The organism is Spirillospora sp. NPDC052242, from assembly GCF_040679555.1.
In the GTDB taxonomy this organism is placed as follows: domain Bacteria; phylum Actinomycetota; class Actinomycetes; order Streptosporangiales; family Streptosporangiaceae; genus Spirillospora.
Genome location: NZ_JBFAUZ010000056.1, coordinates 39604 through 63406, shown reverse-complemented (window position 1 = coordinate 63406; position 23803 = coordinate 39604). Strand labels below are relative to the sequence as shown.

Genomic DNA, 23803 nt, shown 5'->3' with positions numbered 1-23803 from the left:
GGCCCGTCTCGGTCTGGGCGTCCGCCATGTCCTGGACGACCTTGCGCAGATGCGCGTGGACGTCGTAGGCGGCGGGCCGCTTCGTCGTGCGGCCGTCCCGCCGTGCGGCCGTCCCGCCGTGCGGGTGGGTCAGGCGGGTGGGTCAGGCGGGTGGGTCAGGCGGGTGGGTCAGGCGGGTGGGTCAGGTGGGCGGGGCGGGCAGCAGGTGGGTGCGGGCGCGGACGGCGGCGAGGACGGCGTCGGCGGTCTCGGCCGGGGTCTGCGCGGTGCTGTCGATGACGTGCCGCTCGAGTTCGCCGAGGTCGCCGAACTGGCGGTGCATGTCGCGCAGCGGCCCGGGGTCGGTGAGCTCGCCGGGGCCGCGGCGGGCGGTGCCGCGCGCGACGGTGGTGTCCTCGTCGGCGCGCAGCACCAGGTAGTGCAGCCGCACTCCGGCGCGTCCGGCGGCGGTGACGAGGGGGCCGGTGAACCAGGGGCCGACGACGCCGTCCACGATGACGTGGAAGCCGCCCTGGGCGTAGCGGGCGGCGGCGCCGGCGATGACGTCCATGACCACCCGGTTCTGCTCGTGGGCTTCGGGCAGGTAGGGGGCGACGGCGCCGCGGCGGATGAACGCGTAGAAGTCGTCGGTGTGCAGGTGGACGCTGGGCGTGGCGGCGTCGGCGAGGATCCGTGCGACGGTGCTCTTGCCGGTGCCCGGCGGCCCGGTGACGACCAGCACGTCCGACGTCCGCGCGTCGCGGGCTGTGTGCATCCGCTCATTATCGCGGGCGCGCCGCCCGGGCCGGCCCGTCCGGCGGGCCTGTCACGGGGCCTGTCGCGGGGGCGGCCGCAGGGGTGGCCGATAGGGTGCCCCGGACGTCGTCCGTGCCGGGGCGCTGGAGGGGTTCATGGGTCGCGATCCGCAGTACCTGGCGTTCATGCGCGACCGGCTCGCCGCCGCGGGCGGGGCCGATGCGGGCGGGCGGCGGTCGCTGGCCGAGGCGCGCCGGGAGCACGCCGCCGACCTGGCGCGGTCGCCGCGGGTGCCGGTCGGCGCCGTGGAGGACGTGCGGGTGCCCGGCGCGGCGGGTCCGCTGCGGGCGCGCCTGTACCGTCCGGCGGGCGAGCGTCCGGGCGGGCCGCTGCTGGTGTTCTTCCACGGCGGCGGGTGGGTGCTGGGCGACGTGGAGTCCTACGACCCGGTGGTGCGGGCGCTGGTGGCGGCGAGCGGGGTGGCGTGGCTGTCGGTGGACTACCGGCGGCCGCCGCGGCACCCGTTCCCGGCGCCCCTGGACGACGCGGTCGCGGCGGTGCGGTGGGCGGTGCGCCGCGCGCCCGCGCTGGGGCTGGACGCGGGACGGGTGGGGGTGGCCGGGGACAGCGCGGGCGGGCAGCTGGCGGCGGCCGCGGCGGGGCTGCTGCGCGGGGCGGGCCGGTACCGGCCGGCGGTGCAGGTGCTGCTGTATCCGGCGCTGGACCTGCGGGCGGAGCCGCCGCCGCTGCCCGATCCCGACCCGGACGGGCTGGACACGGCGGGCGTGTCGGCGGGCGCGGCGCTGCGCATGTATCTGGGGGACGCGGACCGGACGCGGCCGGAGGTGTCACCGCTGCTGGATCCGGATCCGGGCGCGCTGCCGCCGGCGGTGATCGCCACGGCGGAGTTCGACCGGCTGCGCCCGCAGGCGGAGCGGCACGCGGCGCGGTTGCGGGCGGCGGGGGTGCCGGTCGCGGTGGTGGCGGGCGGCGGCCTGGATCACGGGTTCCTCGGGTGGGGGTCGTTCGCGCGGCGCCCGGCGGAGGCGATCGCCGAGATCGGCGCGGCGGTCCGCGCCGCCCTGGCCTGACGCGGCGCGCGCCGGACGGGGACGTCCGCGCGGCCGCCGTCGGGTTGGGCGCCGGTTTTAGGTGGGTTGACGTGGGCATTCACTGAAGAGACCGGACGGCGAGGGGGGCTCTGTGCAGAGGACGCATCGGCTGCGGATGGTGCGGGTCGCCGAGTCCGGTCTGGAGGAGTGGGCGTGCCCGGTGTGCGGGCGGCGGATGCTGCTGCGGTGGCCGCCCGACTGCCACAAGGAGGTCGTCGACCGGGGCGACGAGGAGGCCTGCCACGTCGCCGACCGCGATCTGGGCGCCGTGGAGGGCGCGGCGGAGAGCGCGGTCGCGCGGCGGGAGCGTCCGCGGGCCGGTGTCGCGGTGGCCTCGCGGAGGCGGCTGCGCGAGACCGGGGTGCGTTTCGGCGCGGGCGAGCAGGCGGCGCCCGGCTCGCGCTGAGGGCGCGCGCCCGTCGGCGGACGTCCGGCTTGCCGTGATGCGGCCGTCGTGGCCCGGTGCGGTGCGGTGTCAGCGGGTGTCGGCGGCCAGGCGGATGCCGAGGCCGACCAGGACGACGCCGGAGACCTGGTCGAGGCGCCTGCGGACGGCCGGACGGTTCAGGAGGCGGCGGGCGGCGGCGACCAGCCACACGATCACGGTGTACCAGGCGAGGTCGATGAGCGCCCACAGGACCGACAGCAGCGCCAGGGCGGCGGGGACCGACCAGCCGGCGGGGACGAACTGGGGCAGGAACGACACGGCGAAGACGCCGGCCTTGGGGTTGGCGGCGTTGGTGATCAGCCCGTTGCGGTAGTTGCCCCACCAGCTGCGCCCGCCGCCCGCGAGAACGCCGAGGCCCGCTCCTGGCCCGTCCGCTCCTGACCCGTCCGCACTGGGTCCGTTCACACCGGGTCCGTGCGTGTCGAGCCGGTTCGTGTCGAGGGGGTCGGTCGTTCGGCCGGTGCGGTGCCGGGCCTGCCAGAGGGCGCGGACGCCGAACCACACCAGGATGACGGCGCCCGCGATGCGCAGGCCGTCGTAGGCGAGGCGGGACGCGGCCAGCAGGGCGGTGAGGCCCGCGGCGGCGGCCAGTCCCCAGGCCAGCACGCCGGTCTCGTTGCCGAGGACGGCGGCGAGCCCGGCGCGGCGCCCGTTCAGCATCGACGTCCGCGTGATCACCACGGTGCTGGGGCCGGGGGCCATGGCGATGAGCACGGCGGCGCCGGTGAAGGCGAGGAGGGTTTCGGGGAGGGGTTGCGGCATGCGTTCATGCTGCCCGCCGCGCCCGCGCCCGGCAACGTGCGGCCCGGCCGCGAGCTCGGCCGCGAGCCCGGCCGCGGCTGCGGCCGGGCCGGGCGGGCTGGTCGGGTGGGGTCAGAGGGGGCCGCCGTCGTCTCCGCCGTCGCCGCCGGTGGGCGGCGGGGTGGGTTCGCCGGGGCCAGGGGTGGGCGGCCCGCCGGGGGTGGTGGGCGGTCCCCCGGGCGTGGTCGGGGGCGCGGGGGTCGTGGGCGCCGGGGGCGGGACCTCGACGGACGGGGTGGGTTCGGGCGGCAGCGGCGGGGGTTCGTCGGGTTCGGGGCTGCACATGTTCAGCAGGAACAGCAGCAGCAACAGCACCAGCAGCATGGCGGCGAGGGTGAGGACGGCCGTGACCAGGCTGCGCTGCGGGGCGCGTTCGCCGGGCGGGACGGGCGCGGGCGGGCGGGCTGGCGCGGGGGGCGCCAGCGCGGGTTCGCCGGATCCGAGCCAGTGGGGCTGGAACTGGGGTCCGCGGCGCCTGCCGCGGCGGCCGCGTCCGCCCTGGGCGGTCCCGTCGAGCAGGACGGGTTCCAGGAACCGTTCGGCGCCGGTCAGGCCGGGGTCGTAGGCGGTCGCGACCCAGGGGGCGGGCCCGTCGGGCTGGGCGGCGACCACGGGCGACGTCCCGGCGCCGGGCGCGGGGGCCGGGGCGTGGGCGGGGCCGGGCGGTCCGGGGGTGGGGGCGGGTGCGGCGGCGGTGATCGCCGCGCGGAACCGGTCGCGGGCGGCGGCGTCGCCGGCGGCGCCGCGGTTGAGGACCGCGACGCTGGCGCGCCGTCCGTGGGCGTCCACGCCCAGGAACACGATTCCGGCGGGGGTCTCCGACAGGCGCGCCGACAGGCGGAAGGGCCCCAGCTGCGCGGGGTCGCCCGGGGGCAACGGCCTCGACATGGCGGCCACACTAACAACCGCACCCTACGATCGGCTCCGGAAGGCGTCCCGCCCGAGCCCGGGGACGGCGCGGCGGCGCGCGGCCCGGGGGCGTGGGGGCGGGCGGTGAAGAGGTCGGCGGGGACACGCAGCGTTCCCGCACGAACGGGTACAAGTGATCGCGTAGGGTCGGAAGGCGCCCACGGGGCAGGACGGTTGGCAGGACAGTGCCGGTTGGACAGTGAGGACTCCCACATGACCATCGCCGCCCACGACCTCGACGAGGCCGCGGCACTGCTGCAGAGCACGCTCGCGGAGGTCAAGAAGGTCATCGTCGGCCAGGAGCACATGGTCGAGCGGATGGTCGTGGCGCTGCTGGCGCGCGGCCACTGCCTGATCGAGGGCGTGCCCGGGGTCGCCAAGACCCTCGCGGTGGGGACGCTGGCGCGGGTGGTCGGCGGGACGTTCGCGCGGCTGCAGTTCACCCCGGACCTGGTGCCGTCCGACATCGTGGGGACCCGGATCTACCATCCCTCGACCGAGCAGTTCGATGTGGAGCTCGGGCCGGTGTTCGTGAACTTCGTGCTGGCCGACGAGATCAACCGGGCGCCGGCGAAGGTGCAGTCGGCGCTGCTGGAGGTGATGGCGGAGCGGCAGGTGTCGCTGGGCGGCACGACGTATCCGCTGCCGCGGCCGTTCATCGTGCTGGCGACGCAGAACCCGATCGAGTCCGAGGGCGTGTACCCGCTGCCGGAGGCGCAGCGGGACCGGTTCCTGATGAAGATCGACGTGCGGCATCCGGGGGCGCACGAGGAGCTGCAGATCCTGCGGCGGATGAGCGTGGACCCGCCGGAGGCGGCGCAGGTGCTGGACACCGGGCGGCTGGCGACGCTGCAGGCCGCGGCGGCGGAGGTGTCGGTGCACGAGCTGGTCGCCGACTACATCGTGCGGCTGGTGATGGCGACGCGGGAGCCCGAGCAGTACCGGCTGCCGGATCTGCGGCAGGTGATCGAGATCGGGGCGAGCCCGCGGGCGACGCTGGGGCTGGTGTCGGCGGCGCGGGCGCTGGCGCTGCTGTCGGGCCGCGACTACGTGCTGCCCGACGACGTGCGGGCGGTGGCGCGGGACGTGATGTCGCACCGGCTGGTGCTGACGTTCGACGCGCTGGCCGACGGGGTGGCGGCGGGCGAGGTGATCGGGCAGATCCTCGCGGCGGTGCCGCCGCCGCGGGTGGTGTGGAACCACGGGGCCGCGGCGGTGACCACGGCATGACGGCGGCCGGTCCGGGGGACGGCCCGTCCGGGGAGCGGGGCGGGTCGGCGCGGCTCGCGCCGGAGCGGACGCTGCGGCGGCTGGAGCTGCAGGTGACGCGGCGGCTGAACGGGCTGCTGAACGGTGAGCATCTGGGGCTGCTGCCGGGCCCGGGCACGGAGCTGGCGGAGGCGCGGCTGTACCAGCCGGGCGAGGACGACGTCCGGCACATGGACTGGGCGGTGACGGCCCGCACCACCAGCCCGCACGTGCGGGACCTGGTCGCCGACCACGAGCTGGAGGCGTGGGCGCTGGTCGACATGACGCCCAGCATGGACTTCGGCACCGCGGACCTGGTGAAGCGGGAGCTGGCGGTGGCGGCGCTGGCGGCGGTGGGGTTCATGACGGTGCGGCTGGGCGACCGGGTCGGCGCGTACCTGCTGCACGGCGGCGGGCTGCGGCGGTGGCCGGCGCGGACGGGCCGGGCGCCGTTCTACGCGCTGCTGCAGGCGGTGCTGGACGCTCCCCCGCACGACCCCGAGGCCGGGCCGCGGAACGGGGACGGCGCCGGCCACGGCGCCGCCCGGGGCATGTCCGGGGGCCTGGGGTTGCGGGGCGGCGCGCACGGCGACCTCGCGACCGCGATCGAGTCGCTGGACCGGGGGCAGTCCCGCCGCGGCCTCCGCGTCGTCATCTCCGACTTCCTGCCGTCCCCCGGCGACGACGTCCCCGCCCCGGACGGCTCCGCCGGGTTCGGCGGGTCCGGTGGGGAGGCGCGGCCGCCGTGGGAGCGGCCGCTGCGCCGCCTGGCGGCCCGCCACCAGGTCCTGGCCGTGGAGGTCATCGACCCCCGCGAGCTCGAACTGCCCGACGTGGGGCTGGTCGAGATGACCGACCCCGAGACCGGCGCCGTCCACGAGATCGTCCTGAACCGCCGGGTCCGCGACCGGTACGCGCGGGCGGCCGCGGCGCAGCGGGACCGCACCCGTGCCGCGCTGCGCCGCTGCGGCGCCCACCACCTGGTCCTGCGCACCGACCGCGACTGGATCGCCGACGTCGCCCGGTTCGCCCTCCGCCAGCGCCGCGCCGCCGGCCGGCCCGTCACCACCGCGGGAGTGCGCCCATGACGTTCCTGTCGCCCGAACGCCTCTGGCTGCTGGCCCTCGTCCCGGTCCTGGCGGGCCTGTACGTGGCGCTGCAGTGGCGGCGCCGCCGCTACGCGGTGCGGTTCACCAACCTGGCGCTGCTGCAGCAGGTCGCGCCGCGCCGCCCGGGCTGGCGGCGGCACGTCGCCGCGGGCCTGTTCCTGGTGATGATCCTGCTGATGATGGTGGGGTTCGCGCGGCCCGCCGACGACGTCCGCGTCCCCCGCGACCGCGCCACGATCATGGTGGCGGTGGACGTGTCGCTGTCGATGATGGCGCGGGACGTGGCGCCGAGCCGGTTCGACGCGGCCAAGTCCGCCGCCAAGCAGTTCATCCGGGACCTGCCGGCGCGGTTCAACGTCGGGGTCGTCGCGTTCGCCGGGAACGCCAACCTCGTCGCGGCGCCGTCGGACGACCGCGCCGCGGCGATCGCGTCCATCGACCAGCTGGTGCTGGCCAAGCGGACCGCGATCGGCGAGGCGGTGTTCACGTCCCTGCAGGCCGTGCGGTCGTTCGACGCGCAGGCCCGCCACGACCCGCCGCCCGCGCACATCGTGCTGCTGTCGGACGGCGACAACACCACGGGCCGGTCGGTGCAGGAGGCCGTCACCGCGAGCCGCGGCGCGGACGTCCCGGTGTCCACGATCGCGTTCGGCACCCCCTACGGCACCGTCACCATCGAGGGCGAGACGACCAGCGTGTCGGTGAACAAGGAGACGCTGCGGTTCCTGGCCGACAACACCGAGGGGCACGCCTACGAGGCCGCGGACGCCGGCCAGCTGAACGAGGTGTACGCCGACATCGGCACGTCGCTGGGCTACACGACCGAGCACCGCGACGTGTCGGCCCGCTACGTCGGGATCGCGCTGCTGTTCGCGCTCGCGGCGGGCGGCGCGTCCCTGGCCTGGTTCTCCCGCCTCCCCTGACCCGGGCCGGCCACCGGCCCGGCCGGCGGGAGGACGGCGGGAGGGCGGCGGTGCGCGGCCCGTGCCGCGCACTGGTACGGTCGGCCGACGTGGGGGAGCACTATTTCGCCGAGCGGCCGGGCGCCGCGAGCCGGCGCCGCACCGTCGACCTGGTCCTGCCGGACCTGCACCTGCGGCTGGAGACCGACGGCGGGATGTTCTCGCCGGACCGCGTCGACCCCGGCACCCGGGTCCTGCTGGAGACCGTCCCCCCGCCCCCGCCGGACGGCGACCTGCTCGACCTCGGCTGCGGCTACGGCCCGATCGCGCTGACGATGGCGGCCCGCGCGCCCGCCGCCCGCGTGTGGGGCGTGGACGTCAACCGGCGCGCCCTCGCGCTCGCCGAGGCCAACGCCGCGTCCGCCGCGCTGCCCAACGCCCGGTTCGCGCCCGCCGACGGGCTGGACCCGGCGCTGCGGTTCGCCGCGATCTGGTCCAACCCGCCGATCCGCATCGGCAAGGCCGCCCTGCACGAGCTGCTGCTGGCGTGGCTGCCGCGCCTGCTGCCCGGCGCGCACGCCCACCTGGTGGTGCAGAAGCACCTGGGGTCGGACTCGCTGCAGCGGTGGCTGGACGGCCGGGGCCTGCCCGCCGAGCGCGTCGCGTCCCGCTCGTCCTACCGCGTCCTGCGCGTCACCGCCCCGCAGACCGACCCCCGCACCACCGAAACCGAACCCGACTCCGAATCCGGCTCCGATTCGCCGCCCGTGGAAGGCCCGACCCGATGACCACCCCGCAGGGACGCCGCCAGCTGCGCCCCACCGACGTCAAGCGCCTCAACCGCGACTGGCGGCGCCGCACCGAGTCCCGCCTGGGCCTGCTCGCCGAGTCGGTCACCCAGCCGTTCAACATGGGCTCGATCATCCGCAGCGCCGCCGCGTTCGGCGTCGAACGCCTGTGGCTCGCCGGGAACGCCACCCCGCCCACGCACCGCAACGTCGCCAAGACCGCCCTGGGCACCGAGCGGTTCCTGGAGTGGGAGCACGCCGGCACCGCCGCCGAGGCCGCCGCGGCCGTCCGCGCCCAGGGACTGCGGCTGGTCGCGGTCGAGCTGACCGGCGACGCCGTCCCGCTGCACGAGGCGCCGCTGGACGGCGACGTGTGCCTGGCCGTCGGCAGCGAGGACCACGGCTGCTCCCCCGCCCTGCTGGCCGCCTGCGACGCCGTCACCTACATCCCGCAGGTGGGGCGCGTCGGGTCGTTCAACGTCGCGGTCGCCGCCGCCCTCGCCCTCGCCGAGGCCCGCCGCCGGGAGTGGACCGCCGGCTGACCGCCCCGGACGGCCCCGGCGGCCCCTACCCGGTGATCTTGTCGAGGAACGCGTCCAGATGGGCGCGGGCACGCGCGATCCGCTCCTGCGGCGGCAGCCCGTCCAACCCCCCGCCGGCGATCGTCTGCCTGAGCCCCCGCACGTACAGGGAACAGGCCAGGTCGGTGCACACGTACTGCCCGACCGAGTTGCCCTGCCGCCCCGCCGCGCCGGTTCGCCGCGCCGTCATCAGCGCCACCCCGCCGCCGCTGCGCGTCGTCATGCACAGTGAGCACATGCTGCGCGCGGTGAACCCGCGCGACCCGCCCTTGACCGCGCGCAGCGCGACGCCGACCGGGGCGCCGCCGCGGTCGGCGACCAGCCACGCCCGCTCGGGGGCGCCCGGATCTCGCCAGCCCAGGAAGTCCAGGTCGTCCCAGGGCAGCTCGGCGAAGTCCTTCGGCAGGTTGAGGCGCTTGGCCTCCCCTTTGGAACAGTTGACGAAGGACCCGCGGATGTCACGTTCGGTGAGGGGTTTCATGGACGCGACGCTACCCGGCCTACATGTATCATGCAAAACCTTAAAACCCTTAAGAAGAGGTGCCGGATGCCGCGAGCCGGAGTGACCGCCGAACGCCTGACCCGCGCCGCCGCCGACCTGGCCGACGAAACCGGACTCGACGGCGTCACCGCCAGCGCCCTCGCCCGCCGCTTCGGCGTCACCACCGCCAGCCTCTACTCCCACGTCAAAGGCATCGACGACCTCCGCGCCCGCCTCACCGCCCTCGCCCTGAACGAACTCGCCGACCGGGCCGCCGCCGCCCTCGCCGGACGCGCCGGCAAGGACGCCCTCCTCGCCTTCGCCGACGCCTACCGCGACTACGCCCGCACCCACCCCGGCCGCGTCGAAGCGGCCCGCGCCCGCCTCGCCCCCGCAACCGCCACACCCGACGTCATCACCGCCGGCCGCCGCCACACCGAACTCACCCGCGCCATCCTCCGCGGCTACGGCGTCCCCGAACACGACCAGACCGCCGCCGTCCGCCTCCTGGCCGGCACCTTCCACGGCTACGTCACCCTGGAAACCGCCGGAGGCTTCGCCCACAGCGGCGACACCGACACCACCTGGCGCAAAGTCCTCGACGCCCTGGACGCCGCCCTCACCCACTGGCCCGTCGACTGACACCCGCCCCCGGCCCCGGCCACGCTAAGATCGCCCCGTGCAGTTCCTCTTGTGCGCATAGGACGCCCCGCGCCGCACCCGCTCCCACCCGGTGCGGCCCATCAGCGTCCCCTCACAACGCCCGCCACCCCGGGCCCGCACCCGAGGAACACCCCCCGTGTCCTACAGCGCCGTCCTGCGCGCCCCGCACGCCCGCCGCACCTTCACCCTCACCCTCACCGGCCGCCTCGCCTACGCCACCGCCCCCTTCTCCCTCACCCTCGCCCTCGTCGCCGCCACCGGCTCCTACACCACCACCGGCGCCGTCATGGCCCTCTACGGCCTCACCATCAGCGCCCTCAGCCCCCTGCGCGCCCGCCTCATCGACCGCCACGGCCCCCGCCGCGCCCTCCCCCCGCTCACCGCCGCACACGCCCTCGTCCTCACCGCCCTCGCCGCCGCCACCTGGCACCCCGCCACCCCCGTCCCCGCACTCGCCGCACTCGCCGTCACCGCAGGAGCCACCGCACCCCCGCTCGGCGTCGTCATGCGCACCCACTGGAGCGACCTCCTCCCCGACCGCGCACTCCTCCACCGCGCCCTCAGCCTCGACGGCGTCGCCGAAGAACTCCTCTACGTCACCGGCCCCCTCCTCGCCGGACTCATCGCCGCCACCACCACACCCTCCCTCGGCATCGCCGCCGGCGCACCCCTCATCATCATCGGCACCATCGGCCTCACCACCTCACCCGCACTCCCCCGCACCCGCCCCACCACCCGGCCCGGCCCCCGCCGCCCCACCATCCCCATCGCACCCGCCCTCGCCGCCGCCACCGTCGGCACCGCCCTCGGCTCCATCGGCCTCCTCGCCGTCGCCCACGCCCGCCACCACGGCGCACCCACCGCCACCGCCGCCTGGATCGAAGCCGCCCTCGCCGCCGGCAGCGCCCTCGGCGGCCTCACCTACGGCGCCCTCACCTGGCGCAGCACACCCCACACCCGCCTCACCGTCTGCACCGCCGCCCTCGGCACCGCCCTCGCCGCCGCGGCCCTCGCCCCCACCACCGCGACCCTCACCGCCCTCATCGCCACCGCCGGCCTCTTCATCGCACCCGCCACCACCACCGCCTACCTCATCGCCGACACCGCCGCCCCACCCGACGCCCGCGTCCGCGCCGCCACCTGGGTCAACACCTCCCTCAACCTCGGCGCCACCACCGGCACCGCCGCAACCGGCGCGCTCCTCGACCTCCTCCCCCTCCACCTCTGCTTCCTCATCACCACCCTCCCCGCCGCCCTCACCACCGCCCTGCTCCTCCGCACCCGCCACCGATGACCGCCAACTCACCGAACGGCCCGCCCGCCCGCGACCACCGCGAACCGGGCGGGCCGCCCCCTCACCCCAACTCGTCCAACTTCCCCAACAACACCGCCCGCTCACGCTCGTTACCGCACAACCCCACCGCCGCCTCCAACTCCACACGCGCCTCCTCCACACGCCCCAACCGCCGCAACAACTCCCCCCGCACACTCGGCAGCAAATGCGACCCCGACAACGCCCCCGCCTCCACCAAACCGTCCACCACCGGCAACGCCGCCCCAGGCCCCCGCGCCATCGACACCGCCACCGCCCGATTCAGCTCCACCACCGGCGACGGCGCCAACCGCCCCAACGCCTCGTACAACACCACGATCCGCTCCCAATCGGTCTCCTCCACCGACCCCGCCACCGCATGACACTCCGCGATCGCCGCCTGCAACCCGTAAGCCCCCAACCCCCGCCCCGCACGCTCCGCCCGCGCCAACGCCGCCCGACCACGCCCGATCGCCGCACGATCCCACCGCCGCCGATCCTGCCGCTCCAGCAACACCGGCTCCCCGTCCGGCCCCACCCGCGCCGGAAAACGCGCCGCCGTCAACTCCAGCAACGCCAGCAACCCGTGCACCTCCGGCTCCTCCGGCATCAACCGCGCCATCACCCGCGCCAACCGCTGCGCCTCACCCGCCAGATCGAACCGGATCAACTCACCCCCCGAACTCGCCGACGACCCCTCCGTGAAGATCAGGTAAATAACGCTGAGCACCGAACCCAGCCGCTCCACCCGCTCCCCCGCCGACGGCACCGCGAACCGCACCCGCGCCGCCCCCAGCGTCTTCTTCGCCCGCGTGATCCGCGCCTGCACCGTCGCCGTCGGCACCAGGAACCCGCGCGCGATCTCATCGCTCGTCAACCCCCCGACCACCCGCAACGTCAACGCCACCCGCGCCTCCCGCGACAACACCGGATGACACGACGTGAACATCAACGCCAGCACATCGTCATCGATCTGATCCGGATCCCACAGCACGTCCTCGTCCTCCCGCCCCCCACCCGCCGGCGCACCCCCCGACACCGCACCGCCCTCACCCAGCTCACGCGCCAGGACGGCATACCTCTCATCACGCGCCGCACGCCGCCGGAACGCGTCGATCGCGCGCCGCCGGCCCACCGTCAGCAACCACCCCGCCGGATTCCGCGGCACACCCTCCCGCGGCCAGTTCACCAGCGCCTCCGCCAGCGCCTCCTGCGCCAGATCCTCCGCCAGCGCGAAATCGCCGGTGTACCGCGCGAGCGCACCGACGATCCGCGCCGACTCGATCCGCCACACGGCGGTGACGGCCTCACGACCGTTCGAATCGCCCATCACCCGAAACCCCGCTCAGAGCTGCCCGGTCGCCTCGCGCCAGGCCCGCTCCTTCTGGATCCACTCGTTGTCCTGCGGGAACTCGTCGATCGTCGTGACCCGCCGGATCTCGGTCTTGAACCCCGGACCCGTGATCGGCGACCGCTTGGCCCACTCCACGGCTTCCTCCTTGGAGGCCACGTTCAGGATGTAGAACCCGCCGAACAGCTCCTTGGTCTCCCCGTACGGCCCGTCGGTGACGATGGGCGTCTCGGCGGAATGGTCGACCACGACGCCCTCCGCAGCGTCGTCGAGCCCCTCGGCGGCCAGCAGCACACCGGCCTTGATCAGCTCCTCGTTGTACCGCCCCACCGTCTCCAGCATCTGCGTGAAGTCGACGTTCCCCATCTGCGCGTAGGCCTCGTCGGTCGCGCGCCAGATCAGCATGTACTTCATCGTTCCGTCTCCCTCGAGTCCTCCGGGCCCTCTCCTCCGGGACCCTCTCACCCCAAGGTCGAACGGGAACAGCACGGATCGACACCGCCGCCGAACTTCTCCCGAAAATTTTCTGGAGACCCTCACGCCCCGCCCGGCACACCACGCCAGGCGGATCACCGAGACCACGTACCACTACCTAGGACCGCAGTGCCGACCCGTCCGCCAGTTGTCGGTCGCGGCGGCGATCACACCGTCCAGCCTCTCCAGCGCCCCCACCAGATCATCGATCCGGCGCTCGACGCGGTCCCGCTCGGCAAACCCACCCGTGACCGACCTCGTCACCCCGCCCGCTCCCGTCATCTCGGCCAAGCCGATTGCGCTCCTCGCACCCGACCGGGGCGCGGACCTGCACGTGCGCGTATCCGTGGCGGCGGGCGCGGCTCCCGACCGCCGATCGGACGCGGCCCGGTCCGGGCGCGCGGTCAGGCGCGGGTGCGCTCCATCAGACCGGCGAACTCCTCCAGGGAGATCTTGCCGTCACGGTTGACGTCGCTCTCGACGACCAGCTCCACCGCGCGCGTCCGGTCGGCGTCGAGGCCCAGGGCGCGCATGAGGTTCTGCAGCTCCGGGATGGTGATGTAGCCGTCACCGTCGACGTCGACGAGGTCGAACGTGGGCTTGTAGTCGTCGATGCTGCTCATGGTCGGTGTCTCTCCTTTGTTGACGGTGGGCTGACGTTAGCATCAGCCCACCGGCTTTACACAGTAAGGTAAGGGTGGTCCAGGGGAGTCCGCCATAATCGGACGAGTGCGCCGCTCGTACGAATTCCTCGATCACCCCGGCCCCATCCCGTTCGCCCATCGCGGCGGGGCCGGCGGGCGTCCCGAGAACTCCATGGCCGCCTTCCAGCGGGCGGTCGACCTGGGCTACCGCTACCTGGAGACCGACGCGCACGCCACCGCCGACGGCGTCGTGGTCGCCTTCCACGACCGCACCCTCGACCGGGTGACCGACCGGACCGGCACCATCGCGCGGCTCCCCTACTCCGAGGTGGCGCGGGCCCGGATCGCCGGCACCGAGCCGATCCCCCGGCTGGAGGACGTCCTGGGGGCCTGGCCGGACGCCCGCGTCAACATCGACCTCAAGGACGCCCCGGTCATCGGGCCGCTCGCCGAGGTGCTGCACCGCACGAACTCCTGGCACCGGGTGTGCCTGACGTCGTTCTCCACCCGCAGGCTCGCGCAGATGCGGGCGCGGCTGCCGCTGTACACCGACCGGGACGTGTGCACGGCGCTCGGCCCGCGCGGGGTGATGGCGCTGCGCGCCAAGTCCTACGGGGGGCCGACGGCCAAGCTGGTGCGGCTCGCGGCGACGGGCGTGGCGTGCGCGCAGGTACCCTACGGGCTGGGGCCGCTGCCGTTCGTGACCGAGGGGTTCGTCGCCACGGCGCACCGGCTGGGGCTGCAGGTCCACGCGTGGACGGTGAACGACGAGGCCGCCATGGAGCGGCTGCTGGACCTCGGCGTCGACGGCATCATGACCGACGAACTGGTCACCCTGCGGCGCGTCCTGGCCGCCCGGGGGCTGTGGGAGCGCCCCTCCCCCGCGCCGGAGACACGCGCCGGCGCCTGACGGGCGCGCGCCGGGACGGCCGGCGGTTCAGCGGCCGAACCCGGGCGGCCGGTACTCGGCGGCGATGCGCAGCGGCGCGGCCTGAGGACGGTCGGCGGGCTGAGCGGGCTGCGCGGGCTGTCCCGTCTGGGACAGATCGACCCGCTGCGACCGCACCATCTCCAGCAGCTCCAGATCTTCCGGAGAGACCAGTGCGGCCATCACCTTGCCCCGCCGCGTCAGCTTCACGGGCTCGCCGGTGTAGGCGACCCGGTTGACGAGGTCCGCGAACTGGGCGCGTGCTTCGGTTACCGGAACATCCACGGGATTCATCGTATAGCGAAACATGGTCACTCCCCCTGGCCCAGGCACCGCGCCACCACTAACCTCAGACGTACATAGTGTACGGAATGTACAGAACGAGCGGGAGGGTTCATGAACGAGGAGCCGAGGCCCCGACCCGGAGAGCGGCGACCGGACATGCGGCCGGAGCCCCGGCCGGACACCCACGCGCCCCGCGTCCGGGCCAAGGTCGCCGAGGCGCCGCAGCTCGCGGAGGCGCAGCTGTTCGAACGGCTGCTCGCGCAGCGCATCGTGTTCCTCGGAACCGAGATCGACGACCGGGTGGCCAACCGGGTGAACGCGCAGCTGCTGCTGCTCGCCTCCCAGGACGCCCACCGCGACATCACCCTCTACATCAACTCCCCCGGCGGCGTCGTGGACGCCGGGATGGCGATCTACGACATGATGCAGTTCGTCCCGAACGACATCTCCACCGTCGCGATGGGCATGGCCGCCTCCATGGGACAGACACTGCTGTGCGCGGGAACGGCCGGCAAGCGCTACGCGCTGCGGCACGCGCGCGTCATGATGCACCAGCCGCACGGCGGCATCGGCGGCACCGCGTCCGACATCAGGATCCAGGCCGAGCAGTCGCTCTACCTGAAGCGGACCCTGGCCGAGCGGACGGCGTTCCACACCGGGCAGCCGCTGGAGCGGATCGAGGCCGACGCCGACCGGGACCGGTGGTTCACCGCCGACCAGGCCCGCGAGTACGGGTTCATCGACCACGTCATCGACAGCACCGACCGGGTGGGCACCTGATGCGGGCCGAGAAACGCTCCCTCATCCCCTCCTACGAGGAGCAGACGCCCTACGGGCGCAAGGAGACCGACCCCTACAACAAGCTATTCGAGGACCGCATCGTCTTCCTCGGGACGCCGGTCGACGACGTCAGCGCCAACGACGTCACCGCGCAGATGCTGGCGCTGGAGGGCCTGGACCCCGACCGCCGCATCGCCCTCTACATCAACTCCCCCGGCGGGTCGCTGACGGCGATGATGGCGATCCACGACACGATGCGCTACGTCCGTCCCGAGGTGGAGACCACCTGCGTGGGGCAGGCGGGTGCGGCGGCGGCGGTGCTGCTGGCGGCCGGGACGCCCGGCAAGCGGGCGGCGCTGGCGAGCGCGCGGATCCTGCTGCACGAGCCGGAGGTCGGGACGTCCCGCGGCCAGTCCAGCGACCTGCAGATCCAGGCGGAGGAGGTGCTGCGGCTGCGGGCCCAGACCGAGGCGATCGTCGCCGAGGCCACCGGGAAGGACCCCGAGACGGTCCGCCGCGACCTCGACCGCGACCGCTACTTCACCGCGCGGGAGGCCCTGGAGTACGGGCTGATCGACGAGGTCCTGACGTCCCGGCGCTGACCCCGCCCGGACGGGCGCGCGCCCCCGCGGCACGGGCCGCGCCGAAGGATTCCCGCCGAGCGGCCCGGCCCCGGCGAAACAAGCAGGGTTGGACCGGCCCCCGGACGGGAATCTTGTCACGAGATTCAGCGTTGGTCAGGGCAAGACCGCAAGCCGTCTGGGAGGCACGTGACGATGGCCGAGCGCGCACTTCGCGGCACCCGACTCGGAGCGACGAGCTACGAGAACGATCGCAACACCGATCTGGCCCCTCGGCAAGAGGTGGACTACACCTGCACCAAGGGCCACCGGTTCACCGTGACGCTCGCAGCCGAGGCCGAGGTGCCGATGACCTGGGAATGCCGCAACTGCGGCGCCACGGCCCTGCGGGTCGACGGCGAACTCCCCCAAGCGAAGAAGGGGAAGCCGCCGCGGACGCACTGGGACATGCTCATGGAACGCCGTACCGTCGAGGACCTCGAGGAGGTGCTGGCGGAACGGCTGGAGATTCTGCGGGCCGGGCGCAGGAGGACCGCCTGACCGACACGATCGGGTGACGCTTCGCGGGACGGGCCCGCACCGTGCAAGCACGTGCACGGTGCGGGCCCGTCCCCTTTCTGGTTCTCAAGGCGCAGTGCCCGTTCGCCGGGCGCTGCGCGGTACCGGTGCGGCTACTTCCATTCGAAGACCTTGGACTCGGTCTTGCCGCTCGCGTCGGTTTCGTGCTCGAAGACGGCGGCCACCCCGTTCAGGCGCGACAGCTTCTGCGACGTCGTCCGGTAGAAGATCGATCCACGGAACGAGGTCGCTCCGTCGTTCATGAGCCTGCCGACTCCCTGACCTTCCCAGACGGCGGTCGCCCCGTCGACGGTCGTCGTGCAGCCCTGGCCCTCACCGCGCAGAACACCGTCGGGGCCCAGGACCGACACGTACGTCCCGAGGTCCACGGCGTCGTCATCGAGCAATCGGCCCCGGGCCTCGAAGGAGACCTCGACCCGCGCCTCGCCCTGCTCGGTCGGCGGAAGGACCCGGGTCCCCGTGACCTGCCCTGTGTCGTGTCCCAGCTGCTCTCCCAATGCCATTGTCATCCCCCCGTCGAATGCGGTTCTTCTTCAGGACAGCACCGGCCTATGGGCACGTCAATGCGGTGGTCCGCCGAAAAGGCCACATAGATACCTGCGTCTTCGGCAAGGCGGATCTCCGTTCGGGCCGCCACGAAGATCTCCGGCAAAGCGGGCGAGCACCGGACGCCGTCCCGGCGCGCGAGCAGGGGACGTGCGGCGCTTGACCCGCGGGCGGCCCTTGGCGGTGCCGGAGCTTGCAGGTTTTACTCCCGTGGTCTGGCAGGTGACCAGGTGCTTTGTGAGACTTGGAAGAGGGCTTGGGGCTCACCCTGCGCAGGAGGATCGCTCGACCGGACGAACCGGAGCGGTCCCCGCATCGGACCGAGGGGGGACCATGACCGAAAACGCCGCGATACCGAGATGGCATGTCGTCGGCGACTGGTTCGACGCGTGCAAGTGCGACGTTCCGTGCCCGTGCACCTTCGCTCAGGCACCCACTCACGGCGACTGCGACGGTGTGCTCGCCTGGCACATCCGCGAAGGGCGCTACGGGGACGTGTCCCTGGACGGCCTCAACGTCCTGATGATCGGCTCTTTCACCGGCAACGTGTGGGAAGGCAAGCATTCGGAGCCTTACGCCGCCATTTTCATGGACGAACGCGCCGACGAGGCCCAGCGCGAAGCGCTGGAGCGGGTCTTCGGCGGGCAGGCCGGCGGATGGCCCGCAGAGTTCGTGCGGATGTTCAATCCCGAGATGAAGGGCCTCGAGTACGCGCCCGTCGCCGTCTCGGTCGACGATGATCTCGGCTCCTGGAGCACGGAGGTTCCCGGCCGGGTCGAGGCGAGGGGCGAGGCCCTCGGCGGCCCCACCACGCGCGCGGGGGAACGCGCGCAGAGCACGGGCCTTCCCGGTTCCGAGACCGGGCCGGGCCAGGTCGTGACCTGGGGAAGGGCGCTGTCCTACCGGGCGCAGGCCTTCGGGTTCGATCTGAACCGGCAGAACACGTCGAGCAAGCACATCACTTTCGACTGGAGCGGGCCGGATTGAGGTCCGCGCTGCATGCGCCGTACGCCCGGCGGGGCGGCGGTGCCCGGCCCGCGGCGGCGGAGTTCGTCTTCGTCGCGGTGCTGCTCGCCCTGTCCGCCGCCGCGTGGGTGGCGGTCCACCACTTGGCCACGCCCCACATGCGCATGGGGATCCTCACCGGCGCGGTCCGTCCGGGGCACTCCGGCGGCGGTATGGAGCCGATGCCGATGAGCGGCGGGCTGTTCCTGGGCATGTGGCTCGTGATGATGGCGGCGATGATGCTGCCCGCGGTGGCGCCGGTGATCGTGCGCGTCGACCGGATGATGCGGGGGCGCGGCCTCGGCGGGTCGCGATCGTACGCGCTGGTCGCCGGTTACCTCCTGGTGTGGGGGGTGGCCGGGGTCGCCGCGTACGCGCTGTTCCAGGTGTTCCAGGTGACGGCGTCCGCGGCGGGCTTCCCCGTCGTCGCACGGGTCGGGGCCGGGGTCCTGCTCCTGGCCGGCGTCTACCAGCTCACGCCGATGAAGAACGCGTGCCTGCGGCAGTGCCGGTCGCCGCTGGCCGTGGTCGTCCGGCACGGGCCGCGGATCGCGGCGAGCCGCACGGGCGCGGTGCGTGCCGGGGTCCACCACGGGGCCTACTGCCTGGGCTGCTGCTGGGCGCTGATGGCGGTCCTGCTCGCCGCGGGGATGATGAGCCTGGTCTGGATGGGCGTCCTGTCCGTGGTCGTGCTCGCCGAGAAGACGGCGTGGAACGGCGTCCTGCTCAGCCGCCTGCTGGGCGCCGGGATGATCGCCTTGGCGTTCGTCCTCATCGCCGCGCCCGAGCTGTCTCTCACCGTGACCTGAGCCCGCCGAGACGGTCCGCGTTCCGCCGGACGGGCCTCGACCGGCGCGACCGCGCTGCTGTGGATCGTCGACGTCTACTCGCTCACGGTGGCCGCGCTGCTGGTCACATCCGGCACTCTGGGCGATCGGCTCGGCCGGAAGCGTATGGTGCTGGCCGGCTTCGCCGTGTTCGGCCTCGCGTCCGCGGCGGCGGCGGTGTCCACCACGACCGGACAGCTCATCGGCGCCCGGGTGCTGCTCGGCGCGGGGGCGGTGATGATCATGGCGTCCACAGTGGCGATCATCCGGACGGTCTTCACCAACGGGCGGGAGCGGGCGATCGCCATCGGCCTGTGGAGGCTGGCGCTCATGCCGCTGGCCGCCGCCAACGCCGTCGGCGCCGCACCGTGGCGGGCGGGACGCCGGGGCCACCGGGCGGCCGGGGCGGCCGCGCTGGCGGCCTTCGGCGGCACACTGGCCGCTCTCGCCACCACACCGAACGAAGCCGTCGTCCTCGTCATGCTGGTCGTAGGGTGCTGCCGCCGGCGAGGTGATGACGCTCGGCGCGGACCTGGTGATGTCGACGGCTCGCCCGGAACGTGCCGGCGATCGGCGGGGAGTACGGGACCCGCACGATCGTGCCGACGCTGGCGGCGGCGCCCCGGCGGGGGCTGGTGCCGGCGGCGAAGGCGGCGGTGGTCGCCGGCCTCGTCGCGGCGGCGGGCGCGGCGGGCCGGTTCGTCCTGCCCCGCAACGGGTTCACCGCGGCGGCCGGGTACCCGCCGCTGTCGGTGCTGGACGGCGCGACGACGCGTGCCGCCGCCGGGGGCCTGACGGGCGCCCTGGGGCTGCTGTGGGCCGCGCCGGTGGTCGTCCCGCTGCTGGCGGACGACCGGTGGCGGGAGCGGGTGGAGCGGTTCGCGCCGATGCCGGCGGGCCTGTCGGTGCAGGCGACGCGGGCGCTGGAGCGGGTGCCGATCGGGCCGTGGTCGGGGCTGAGCGTGCCGACGGCGTGGGCGGCGCTGGCGCTGCTGCTGGCGGGGCGGTGCTGGCGCGCCGCGACGCCTGACCCGGCCCGGTGGGCCGGGCGCCGGTCGAGCGCGGGACGGGGTCGGGCGGGGCGGGACGGTCAGGCGAGGGGCTTGCGGCCCGCGTCCCGGTCGGCGCCCGTCGCGCCGCCGTCTCCCCCGGCGCCCTTGCCGGTGTCCTTGTCGAGGTCGATGACCTCGCCCTGGACGACGGGGCCGCGGGGCGTCTCGGGGTCGCGGCCGGGCGCGCCGAAGGGCCCGAACCCGCCGAGGCCGGCCTGGCCGAACGGGCCGGCGCCGAACCCGGCGCCGCCGGGCGGCGGGAACAGGGTGGCCGAGCGGGCCTGCGCGACCTGCATGCGGCGGGCCGCCCACCGCGACAGCAGCCCCCTGACCAGGGGACGGGTGAACGGCAGCACGAACGCGAACCCGAACACGTCGGTGACGAACCCGGGGGTCAGCAGCAGCGTCCCGCCGATCAGGACGAGCCCGGCGTCGGCCAGCTCGCGGTCGGGGACGACGCCGCGGTTGAACGTCTCCTGCAGGGCGCGCCACGCGCGGCGGCCCTCGCGGCGCATGATCCAGCCGCCCAGCAGGCTCTCGAAGACCAGCAGCGCGACCGTCGGCCAAGCACCGATCACCTCGCCGACCTGGATGATCACGTAGATCTCCAGGACCGGCAACACCAGGAACGCCAGGACCAGTGCGAGCGGCAGCATGGCTCCATCTTCGGGGTCGGGAAAGCCTTTACGGGGTCAACGCCGCGACGTCCCCGAACGTTTCCCCGGCGGGGCCCCCATCACTGAGAGCGTAAAGGGGTCAGCGGGGGCCGCGGAACTTGTCGACCCGGTCGGTCATCCCCCACTGGGTGATCCGCATCGCGGCCTCGGCCATCACGTCGCGGCTCATCTTGCTGGTGCCGTGGACGCGTTCGACGAACGTGATCGGGACCTCCACGACCCGCAGGCCCTCGCGCAGGGCGCGCAGCGCCAGGTCGATCTGGAAGCAGTAGCCGCGCGAGTCGACGTCGTCCAGCCCGATCTTCTCCAGGGTGGCGGCGCGGAACGCCCGGTACCCGCCGGTGGCGTCGTGCAGGGGGATGCCGAGCATGAGCCGCGCGTAGGTGTTGGCGCCGCGCGACAGCGCCTCGCGCCGCTTGGGCCAGTTCTCGACGCGGCCGCCGGGCACCCAGCGGGCGCCGATGACCAGGTCGGCGTCCTCGAGGGCGGCCAGCAGGCGCGGCAGTTCCTCGGGCTGGTGGGAGCCGTCGGCGTCCATCTCGACCATGACGTCGTAGCCGTGGTCGGCGGCCCACCGGAACCCGGCGATGTAGGCGGGCCCGAGACCGTCCTTGCCCTGCCGGTGCAGCACGGCGATCTGCGGGTCCTCGGCCGCCATGGCGTCGGCGACCTCGCCGGTGCCGTCGGGGCTGGCGTCGTCGACGACCAGGACGTCCACCGACGGGACGGCTTCGCGGACCCGGCCGGTGATGCGCTCGATGTTGTCCCGCTCGTTGTACGTCGGGATGATCACGAGCACGCGCCCGAGCTCGGCCGGCATCTCCATCGGCGTCATTTCTCCTCGTCGTTCCTGTCCACCGCGTTCCCGTCCACCGCGTGCCCGCCGGTCCCGTGCGCGGCCCGGGCGGTCCGTGCGCTCCGCGCGGAGCGCGTCATGGACCGGGCGGCGGCGCAGGCGGCCAGGACGCCCAGCGCCGCCATGGCCCACTCGGGCGCCGCGCCCATCCGGTCGGACGGCGTGGTCGTCGTGCGCGCCGGGACGGTGGCGACCTGCAGGTCCCGGACGAACTCGGCGGACCGGTCGATCATCCGGCCGTCCGGTGCGACGATCGCGCTGATCCCGCTCGTCGCGGCAACCAAGATCGTACGGCCATGTTCGACCGCGCGCAGCCGGGACATCGCGATCTGCTGCGGCGGCAGGCTGGTGTGCCCGTAGGTGGCGTTGTTGGTCTGCACGACCAGCAGCTGCCCGGCGGCGACGTCGCGGACCTCCTGGTCGTAGGCGACCTCGAAGCAGATGACGTCGCCGACGGTGACGGGCCCGAGCCGCATGACGCCCGAGCGGGTGCCGTGGACGAAGTCGCGGGGGATCTGGTCGAGCCGGTCGATGAACCGCGTCAGGACGTCGCGGAACGGGACGTACTCCCCGAACGGGACGGGGTGCCGCTTGACGTAGTGGTCGCCGGGGCCGGTCCGCGGGTCCCACACGATGCCGCGGTTCTCGACCTTCTCCCCGTCGGGGGTGGCGGTGAGCGCGCCGACGAGGACGGGGACGCCGATGGCCTTGACGGCGCCGTCGATGGCGGCGCGGGCGTCGGGTTCGCGGTAGGGGTCGAGGTCGCTGGAGTTCTCCGGCCAGACGACCAGTTCGGGGCGGGCGACCTCCCCGGCGCGGACGCGGCGGGCCAGCTCGTGGGTGGCCTCGACGTGGTTGTCCAGGACGGCGCGGCGCTGGCCCTGGAAGTCCAGGCCGAGGCGGGGGACGTTGCCCTGGACGACGGCGACGGTGACGGGGTCGCCGCCGGTGGGCGTGGGGATCAGGGCGCCGCCGCCGACGACCGCGCCGGCGATCGCGAGGGGGACGGCGACGGGCACGACCGGGGCCAGGACGCGCCGGGCGCCGCGCCCGCGCGTCCCGCCGTCGCCGCCGTCCCGCTCACCGGACGCGTCGCCGCCGGTGGCGCGGGCGCGCAGGGCCGCGAGGGCGGCGTAGGCGAGGAGCCCTCCGATGAGCGCGGTCAGGAAGGTGACCAGCGGCGCGCCGGCGACGGCGGCGTAGGGGGTGAGGGGGGTGGAGGTCTGGCTGAACGCGAGCCGCGCCCACGGGAATCCGCCGAAGGGGACGCGGCCGCGGGCGGCCTCCTGCGCCACCCACAGGCCGGCGGCCCACACCGGCCAGCCGGGGAGGCGGGCGGCGAGCGCGATCCCGGCGCCCATGGGGGCGAGGTAGGCGGCCTCGACGAGGCTGAGCAGGATCCACGCGTCCGGGCCGATCTTGACGATGCCGGTGAGGACGGGGATGAAGAACGCGGCGCCGCCGAGGAAGCCGAGCCAGGCGCCGGTGCGGGCGGTGCCGCGGACGCCGCCGGGCGCGCGCCGCAGGCCGGGGACGCGGCCGTGCAGGGCGAGGGTGAGGACGGCGACGCCGACGGGCGCGAGGACGACCAGGTCGTGCGGCGGGAACGCGAGCCACATGAGCAGGCCGCCGACGACGGCGAGCAGGGTGCGGGGCCATCCGGCGGCGCCGCCGCGCCGGAACCACGCGGCGAGGCGCCAGTGCCGCCGGGGCCGGGCGGCCGGCCCGGTGCCGGCGGCCGTGTCCCCGCCCGTGTCCCCGGCCGCGTCGGGGGCGGCGGACGCGGCGGCCGGCTGCCGGTCCGGAATGATGTCCTGGGCCAACTCCACGCCCCGTTCGCTCGGTCTCTCGGGTTCTCCCGACTCTGCCTGCTCGGAACGCTACCGGGCCGAGCGGGCGAGGGCGACCACGAGCGGGCCCGGACGCGCGCGGCCCGGCGCGCGCGAACACGCGGGGGCGCGCGGACGGGGGCGGTGACCCGGAGGCCGGGGACACGGAAGAGGGCCCGTGACATCCGTCGGGCCGGAGTCGTCCCACAGGCGGTGAGAGCGAGGCTCCGTTTTCTACTGGATGTCCGGGCCCTTCCCGGGTCCAACCCCCTGGCCGATCGGGCGGCTCCGCCCCGGACG

29 protein-coding genes and 1 pseudogene are annotated in these 23803 nt (G+C 74.6%); 16 read left to right on the top strand and 14 right to left on the bottom strand.

The annotated features are described in order from the left end of the window. Positions 1-181 precede the first annotated feature (181 nt). Entirely contained in the window at positions 182-754 is a 573-nt protein-coding gene (locus AB0L25_RS34515; RefSeq protein WP_500176983.1) for an AAA family ATPase, read from the bottom strand. 136 nt (positions 755-890) lie between these two features. Between AB0L25_RS34515 and AB0L25_RS34510 the strand changes: the two genes are divergently transcribed. Both AB0L25_RS34510 and AB0L25_RS34505 read left to right on the top strand, forming a co-directional pair. Then, a complete protein-coding gene (locus AB0L25_RS34510; RefSeq protein WP_500176982.1) occupies positions 891-1826 on the top strand; it encodes an alpha/beta hydrolase in 936 nt (311 codons plus the stop codon). 112 nt (positions 1827-1938) lie between these two features. Further along, complete coding sequence (locus tag AB0L25_RS34505) at positions 1939-2253, top strand: hypothetical protein (RefSeq protein ID WP_500176980.1); 315 nt, start codon at positions 1939-1941, stop codon at positions 2251-2253. 69 nt (positions 2254-2322) lie between these two features. Here AB0L25_RS34505 and AB0L25_RS34500 read toward each other — a convergent pair whose 3' ends face one another. Next, positions 2323-3057, bottom strand: coding sequence for a LysE family translocator (locus tag AB0L25_RS34500; RefSeq protein ID WP_500176978.1), 735 nt, complete (start codon positions 3055-3057; stop codon positions 2323-2325). A 111-nt stretch (positions 3058-3168) separates the two neighbouring features. Beyond that, a complete protein-coding gene (locus tag AB0L25_RS34495; protein WP_500176977.1) occupies positions 3169-3984 on the bottom strand; it encodes a hypothetical protein in 816 nt (271 codons plus the stop codon). A gap of 234 nt (positions 3985-4218) precedes the next feature. Here AB0L25_RS34495 and AB0L25_RS34490 point away from each other — a divergent pair, with 234 nt between their 5' ends. The 5 genes from AB0L25_RS34490 (at position 4219) to AB0L25_RS34470 (ending at position 8594) form a co-directional block, all read left to right on the top strand. After that, on the top strand, positions 4219-5235 hold the full coding sequence (locus tag AB0L25_RS34490) for an AAA family ATPase (protein ID WP_500176975.1): 1017 nt from the start codon (positions 4219-4221) through the stop codon (positions 5233-5235). Then, entirely contained in the window at positions 5232-6341 is a 1110-nt protein-coding gene (locus AB0L25_RS34485) for a DUF58 domain-containing protein (protein WP_500176973.1), read from the top strand. Before AB0L25_RS34490 ends, AB0L25_RS34485 begins: the two co-directional genes overlap by 4 nt. Next, on the top strand, positions 6338-7285 hold the full coding sequence (locus AB0L25_RS34480; protein WP_500176972.1) for a VWA domain-containing protein: 948 nt from the start codon (positions 6338-6340) through the stop codon (positions 7283-7285). The genes AB0L25_RS34485 and AB0L25_RS34480 overlap by 4 nt, the downstream gene beginning before the upstream one ends. 89 nt (positions 7286-7374) lie before the next feature. Beyond that, positions 7375-8052, top strand: coding sequence for a class I SAM-dependent methyltransferase (locus AB0L25_RS34475; protein ID WP_500176970.1), 678 nt, complete (start codon positions 7375-7377; stop codon positions 8050-8052). Continuing rightward, a complete protein-coding gene (locus AB0L25_RS34470; protein WP_500176968.1) occupies positions 8049-8594 on the top strand; it encodes a TrmH family RNA methyltransferase in 546 nt (181 codons plus the stop codon). The genes AB0L25_RS34475 and AB0L25_RS34470 overlap by 4 nt, the downstream gene beginning before the upstream one ends. Positions 8595-8619: 25 nt before the next feature. Here the strand turns inward: AB0L25_RS34470 and AB0L25_RS34465 are convergent, their stop codons facing one another. After that, positions 8620-9114 (bottom strand): FBP domain-containing protein, encoded by a 495-nt coding sequence (locus AB0L25_RS34465; protein WP_500176966.1) that lies wholly within the window; start codon positions 9112-9114, stop codon positions 8620-8622. 66 nt (positions 9115-9180) lie between these two features. On the opposite strand from AB0L25_RS34465, the gene AB0L25_RS34460 reads away from it, so the two are divergent. Then, entirely contained in the window at positions 9181-9756 is a 576-nt protein-coding gene (locus tag AB0L25_RS34460; RefSeq protein WP_500176964.1) for a TetR/AcrR family transcriptional regulator, read from the top strand. Positions 9757-9913: 157 nt separating this feature from the next. Beyond that, on the top strand, positions 9914-11071 hold the full coding sequence (locus AB0L25_RS34455; RefSeq protein WP_500176963.1) for an MFS transporter: 1158 nt from the start codon (positions 9914-9916) through the stop codon (positions 11069-11071). 61 nt (positions 11072-11132) lie between these two features. Here the strand turns inward: AB0L25_RS34455 and AB0L25_RS34450 are convergent, their stop codons facing one another. The 4 genes from AB0L25_RS34450 to AB0L25_RS34435 form a co-directional block, all read right to left on the bottom strand. Further along, positions 11133-12419 (bottom strand): RNA polymerase sigma factor, encoded by a 1287-nt coding sequence (locus tag AB0L25_RS34450; protein WP_500176962.1) that lies wholly within the window; start codon positions 12417-12419, stop codon positions 11133-11135. Positions 12420-12434: 15 nt separating this feature from the next. Further along, the gene (locus tag AB0L25_RS34445; protein ID WP_500176960.1) at positions 12435-12854 is read right to left on the bottom strand and encodes a YciI family protein; all 420 of its coding nucleotides are present in this window, start codon (positions 12852-12854) and stop codon (positions 12435-12437) included. A gap of 174 nt (positions 12855-13028) precedes the next feature. Next, complete coding sequence (locus tag AB0L25_RS34440) at positions 13029-13205, bottom strand: hypothetical protein (protein WP_500176958.1); 177 nt, start codon at positions 13203-13205, stop codon at positions 13029-13031. Between the two features lie 113 nt (positions 13206-13318). Continuing rightward, positions 13319-13537, bottom strand: a complete 219-nt coding sequence (locus AB0L25_RS34435; protein WP_500176956.1) for an EF-hand domain-containing protein — start codon at positions 13535-13537, stop codon at positions 13319-13321. Between the two features lie 106 nt (positions 13538-13643). Between AB0L25_RS34435 and AB0L25_RS34430 the strand changes: the two genes are divergently transcribed. Next, complete coding sequence (locus AB0L25_RS34430) at positions 13644-14468, top strand: glycerophosphodiester phosphodiesterase family protein (protein ID WP_500176954.1); 825 nt, start codon at positions 13644-13646, stop codon at positions 14466-14468. A gap of 27 nt (positions 14469-14495) precedes the next feature. On the opposite strand, the gene AB0L25_RS34425 is transcribed toward AB0L25_RS34430, so the two are convergent. Continuing rightward, positions 14496-14780: a type II toxin-antitoxin system Phd/YefM family antitoxin gene (locus tag AB0L25_RS34425; protein ID WP_500176952.1), complete on the bottom strand. Its 285-nt coding sequence runs from the start codon at positions 14778-14780 to the stop codon at positions 14496-14498. Between the two features lie 147 nt (positions 14781-14927). Here AB0L25_RS34425 and AB0L25_RS34420 point away from each other — a divergent pair, with 147 nt between their 5' ends. The 3 genes from AB0L25_RS34420 to AB0L25_RS34410 all read left to right on the top strand — a co-directional run bounded on the left by AB0L25_RS34420 (position 14928) and on the right by AB0L25_RS34410 (position 16672). Further along, positions 14928-15551 (top strand): ClpP family protease, encoded by a 624-nt coding sequence (locus tag AB0L25_RS34420; RefSeq protein ID WP_500176950.1) that lies wholly within the window; start codon positions 14928-14930, stop codon positions 15549-15551. After that, positions 15551-16153, top strand: a complete 603-nt coding sequence (locus AB0L25_RS34415; RefSeq protein WP_500176949.1) for an ATP-dependent Clp protease proteolytic subunit — start codon at positions 15551-15553, stop codon at positions 16151-16153. The genes AB0L25_RS34420 and AB0L25_RS34415 overlap by 1 nt, the downstream gene beginning before the upstream one ends. A 174-nt stretch (positions 16154-16327) precedes the next feature. Continuing rightward, positions 16328-16672 (top strand): RNA polymerase-binding protein RbpA, encoded by a 345-nt coding sequence (locus AB0L25_RS34410; RefSeq protein WP_075903421.1) that lies wholly within the window; start codon positions 16328-16330, stop codon positions 16670-16672. A 131-nt stretch (positions 16673-16803) separates the two neighbouring features. On the opposite strand, the gene AB0L25_RS34405 is transcribed toward AB0L25_RS34410, so the two are convergent. After that, positions 16804-17214, bottom strand: coding sequence for a hypothetical protein (locus AB0L25_RS34405; RefSeq protein ID WP_500176947.1), 411 nt, complete (start codon positions 17212-17214; stop codon positions 16804-16806). Between the two features lie 376 nt (positions 17215-17590). Between AB0L25_RS34405 and AB0L25_RS34400 the strand changes: the two genes are divergently transcribed. The 3 genes and pseudogenes from AB0L25_RS34400 to AB0L25_RS34390 form a co-directional block, all read left to right on the top strand. Next, positions 17591-18244 (top strand): DUF1326 domain-containing protein, encoded by a 654-nt coding sequence (locus AB0L25_RS34400; protein WP_500176945.1) that lies wholly within the window; start codon positions 17591-17593, stop codon positions 18242-18244. After that, positions 18241-19071, top strand: a complete 831-nt coding sequence (locus tag AB0L25_RS34395; RefSeq protein ID WP_500176943.1) for a DUF2182 domain-containing protein — start codon at positions 18241-18243, stop codon at positions 19069-19071. Before AB0L25_RS34400 ends, AB0L25_RS34395 begins: the two co-directional genes overlap by 4 nt. An 87-nt stretch (positions 19072-19158) precedes the next feature. Next, positions 19159-19356: pseudogene (locus tag AB0L25_RS34390) on the top strand (MFS transporter); the annotation flags it as partial. Positions 19357-19567: 211 nt separating this feature from the next. Here the strand turns inward: AB0L25_RS34390 and AB0L25_RS34385 are convergent. The 4 genes from AB0L25_RS34385 to lnt form a co-directional block, all read right to left on the bottom strand. Further along, positions 19568-19804 (bottom strand): hypothetical protein, encoded by a 237-nt coding sequence (locus AB0L25_RS34385; RefSeq protein WP_500176985.1) that lies wholly within the window; start codon positions 19802-19804, stop codon positions 19568-19570. Between the two features lie 375 nt (positions 19805-20179). Then, positions 20180-20797, bottom strand: a complete 618-nt coding sequence (locus AB0L25_RS34380; protein ID WP_500176942.1) for an FxsA family protein — start codon at positions 20795-20797, stop codon at positions 20180-20182. 100 nt (positions 20798-20897) lie between these two features. Further along, positions 20898-21653 (bottom strand): polyprenol monophosphomannose synthase, encoded by a 756-nt coding sequence (locus tag AB0L25_RS34375; RefSeq protein WP_500176941.1) that lies wholly within the window; start codon positions 21651-21653, stop codon positions 20898-20900. Further along, positions 21650-23503, bottom strand: a complete 1854-nt coding sequence (gene lnt / locus AB0L25_RS34370) for an apolipoprotein N-acyltransferase (RefSeq protein ID WP_500176939.1) — start codon at positions 23501-23503, stop codon at positions 21650-21652. Before lnt ends, AB0L25_RS34375 begins: the two co-directional genes overlap by 4 nt. Positions 23504-23803 lie beyond the last annotated feature (300 nt).

Coding starts and splice junctions, on each gene's coding strand:
- AB0L25_RS34515 (WP_500176983.1), bottom strand. CDS start 754: ATGCACACAGCCCGCGACGCGCGGACGTCGGACGTGCTGGTCGTCACC.
- AB0L25_RS34510 (WP_500176982.1), top strand. CDS start 891: ATGGGTCGCGATCCGCAGTACCTGGCGTTCATGCGCGACCGGCTCGCC.
- AB0L25_RS34500 (WP_500176978.1), bottom strand. CDS start 3,057: ATGCCGCAACCCCTCCCCGAAACCCTCCTCGCCTTCACCGGCGCCGCC.
- AB0L25_RS34495 (WP_500176977.1), bottom strand. CDS start 3,984: ATGTCGAGGCCGTTGCCCCCGGGCGACCCCGCGCAGCTGGGGCCCTTC.
- AB0L25_RS34490 (WP_500176975.1), top strand. CDS start 4,219: ATGACCATCGCCGCCCACGACCTCGACGAGGCCGCGGCACTGCTGCAG.
- AB0L25_RS34485 (WP_500176973.1), top strand. CDS start 5,232: ATGACGGCGGCCGGTCCGGGGGACGGCCCGTCCGGGGAGCGGGGCGGG.
- AB0L25_RS34480 (WP_500176972.1), top strand. CDS start 6,338: ATGACGTTCCTGTCGCCCGAACGCCTCTGGCTGCTGGCCCTCGTCCCG.
- AB0L25_RS34470 (WP_500176968.1), top strand. CDS start 8,049: ATGACCACCCCGCAGGGACGCCGCCAGCTGCGCCCCACCGACGTCAAG.
- AB0L25_RS34465 (WP_500176966.1), bottom strand. CDS start 9,114: ATGAAACCCCTCACCGAACGTGACATCCGCGGGTCCTTCGTCAACTGT.
- AB0L25_RS34460 (WP_500176964.1), top strand. CDS start 9,181: ATGCCGCGAGCCGGAGTGACCGCCGAACGCCTGACCCGCGCCGCCGCC.
- AB0L25_RS34450 (WP_500176962.1), bottom strand. CDS start 12,419: ATGGGCGATTCGAACGGTCGTGAGGCCGTCACCGCCGTGTGGCGGATC.
- AB0L25_RS34445 (WP_500176960.1), bottom strand. CDS start 12,854: ATGAAGTACATGCTGATCTGGCGCGCGACCGACGAGGCCTACGCGCAG.
- AB0L25_RS34435 (WP_500176956.1), bottom strand. CDS start 13,537: ATGAGCAGCATCGACGACTACAAGCCCACGTTCGACCTCGTCGACGTC.
- AB0L25_RS34425 (WP_500176952.1), bottom strand. CDS start 14,780: ATGAATCCCGTGGATGTTCCGGTAACCGAAGCACGCGCCCAGTTCGCG.
- AB0L25_RS34420 (WP_500176950.1), top strand. CDS start 14,928: ATGCGGCCGGAGCCCCGGCCGGACACCCACGCGCCCCGCGTCCGGGCC.
- AB0L25_RS34415 (WP_500176949.1), top strand. CDS start 15,551: ATGCGGGCCGAGAAACGCTCCCTCATCCCCTCCTACGAGGAGCAGACG.
- AB0L25_RS34410 (WP_075903421.1), top strand. CDS start 16,328: ATGGCCGAGCGCGCACTTCGCGGCACCCGACTCGGAGCGACGAGCTAC.
- AB0L25_RS34405 (WP_500176947.1), bottom strand. CDS start 17,214: ATGGCATTGGGAGAGCAGCTGGGACACGACACAGGGCAGGTCACGGGG.
- AB0L25_RS34400 (WP_500176945.1), top strand. CDS start 17,591: ATGACCGAAAACGCCGCGATACCGAGATGGCATGTCGTCGGCGACTGG.
- AB0L25_RS34380 (WP_500176942.1), bottom strand. CDS start 20,797: ATGCTGCCGCTCGCACTGGTCCTGGCGTTCCTGGTGTTGCCGGTCCTG.
- AB0L25_RS34375 (WP_500176941.1), bottom strand. CDS start 21,653: ATGACGCCGATGGAGATGCCGGCCGAGCTCGGGCGCGTGCTCGTGATC.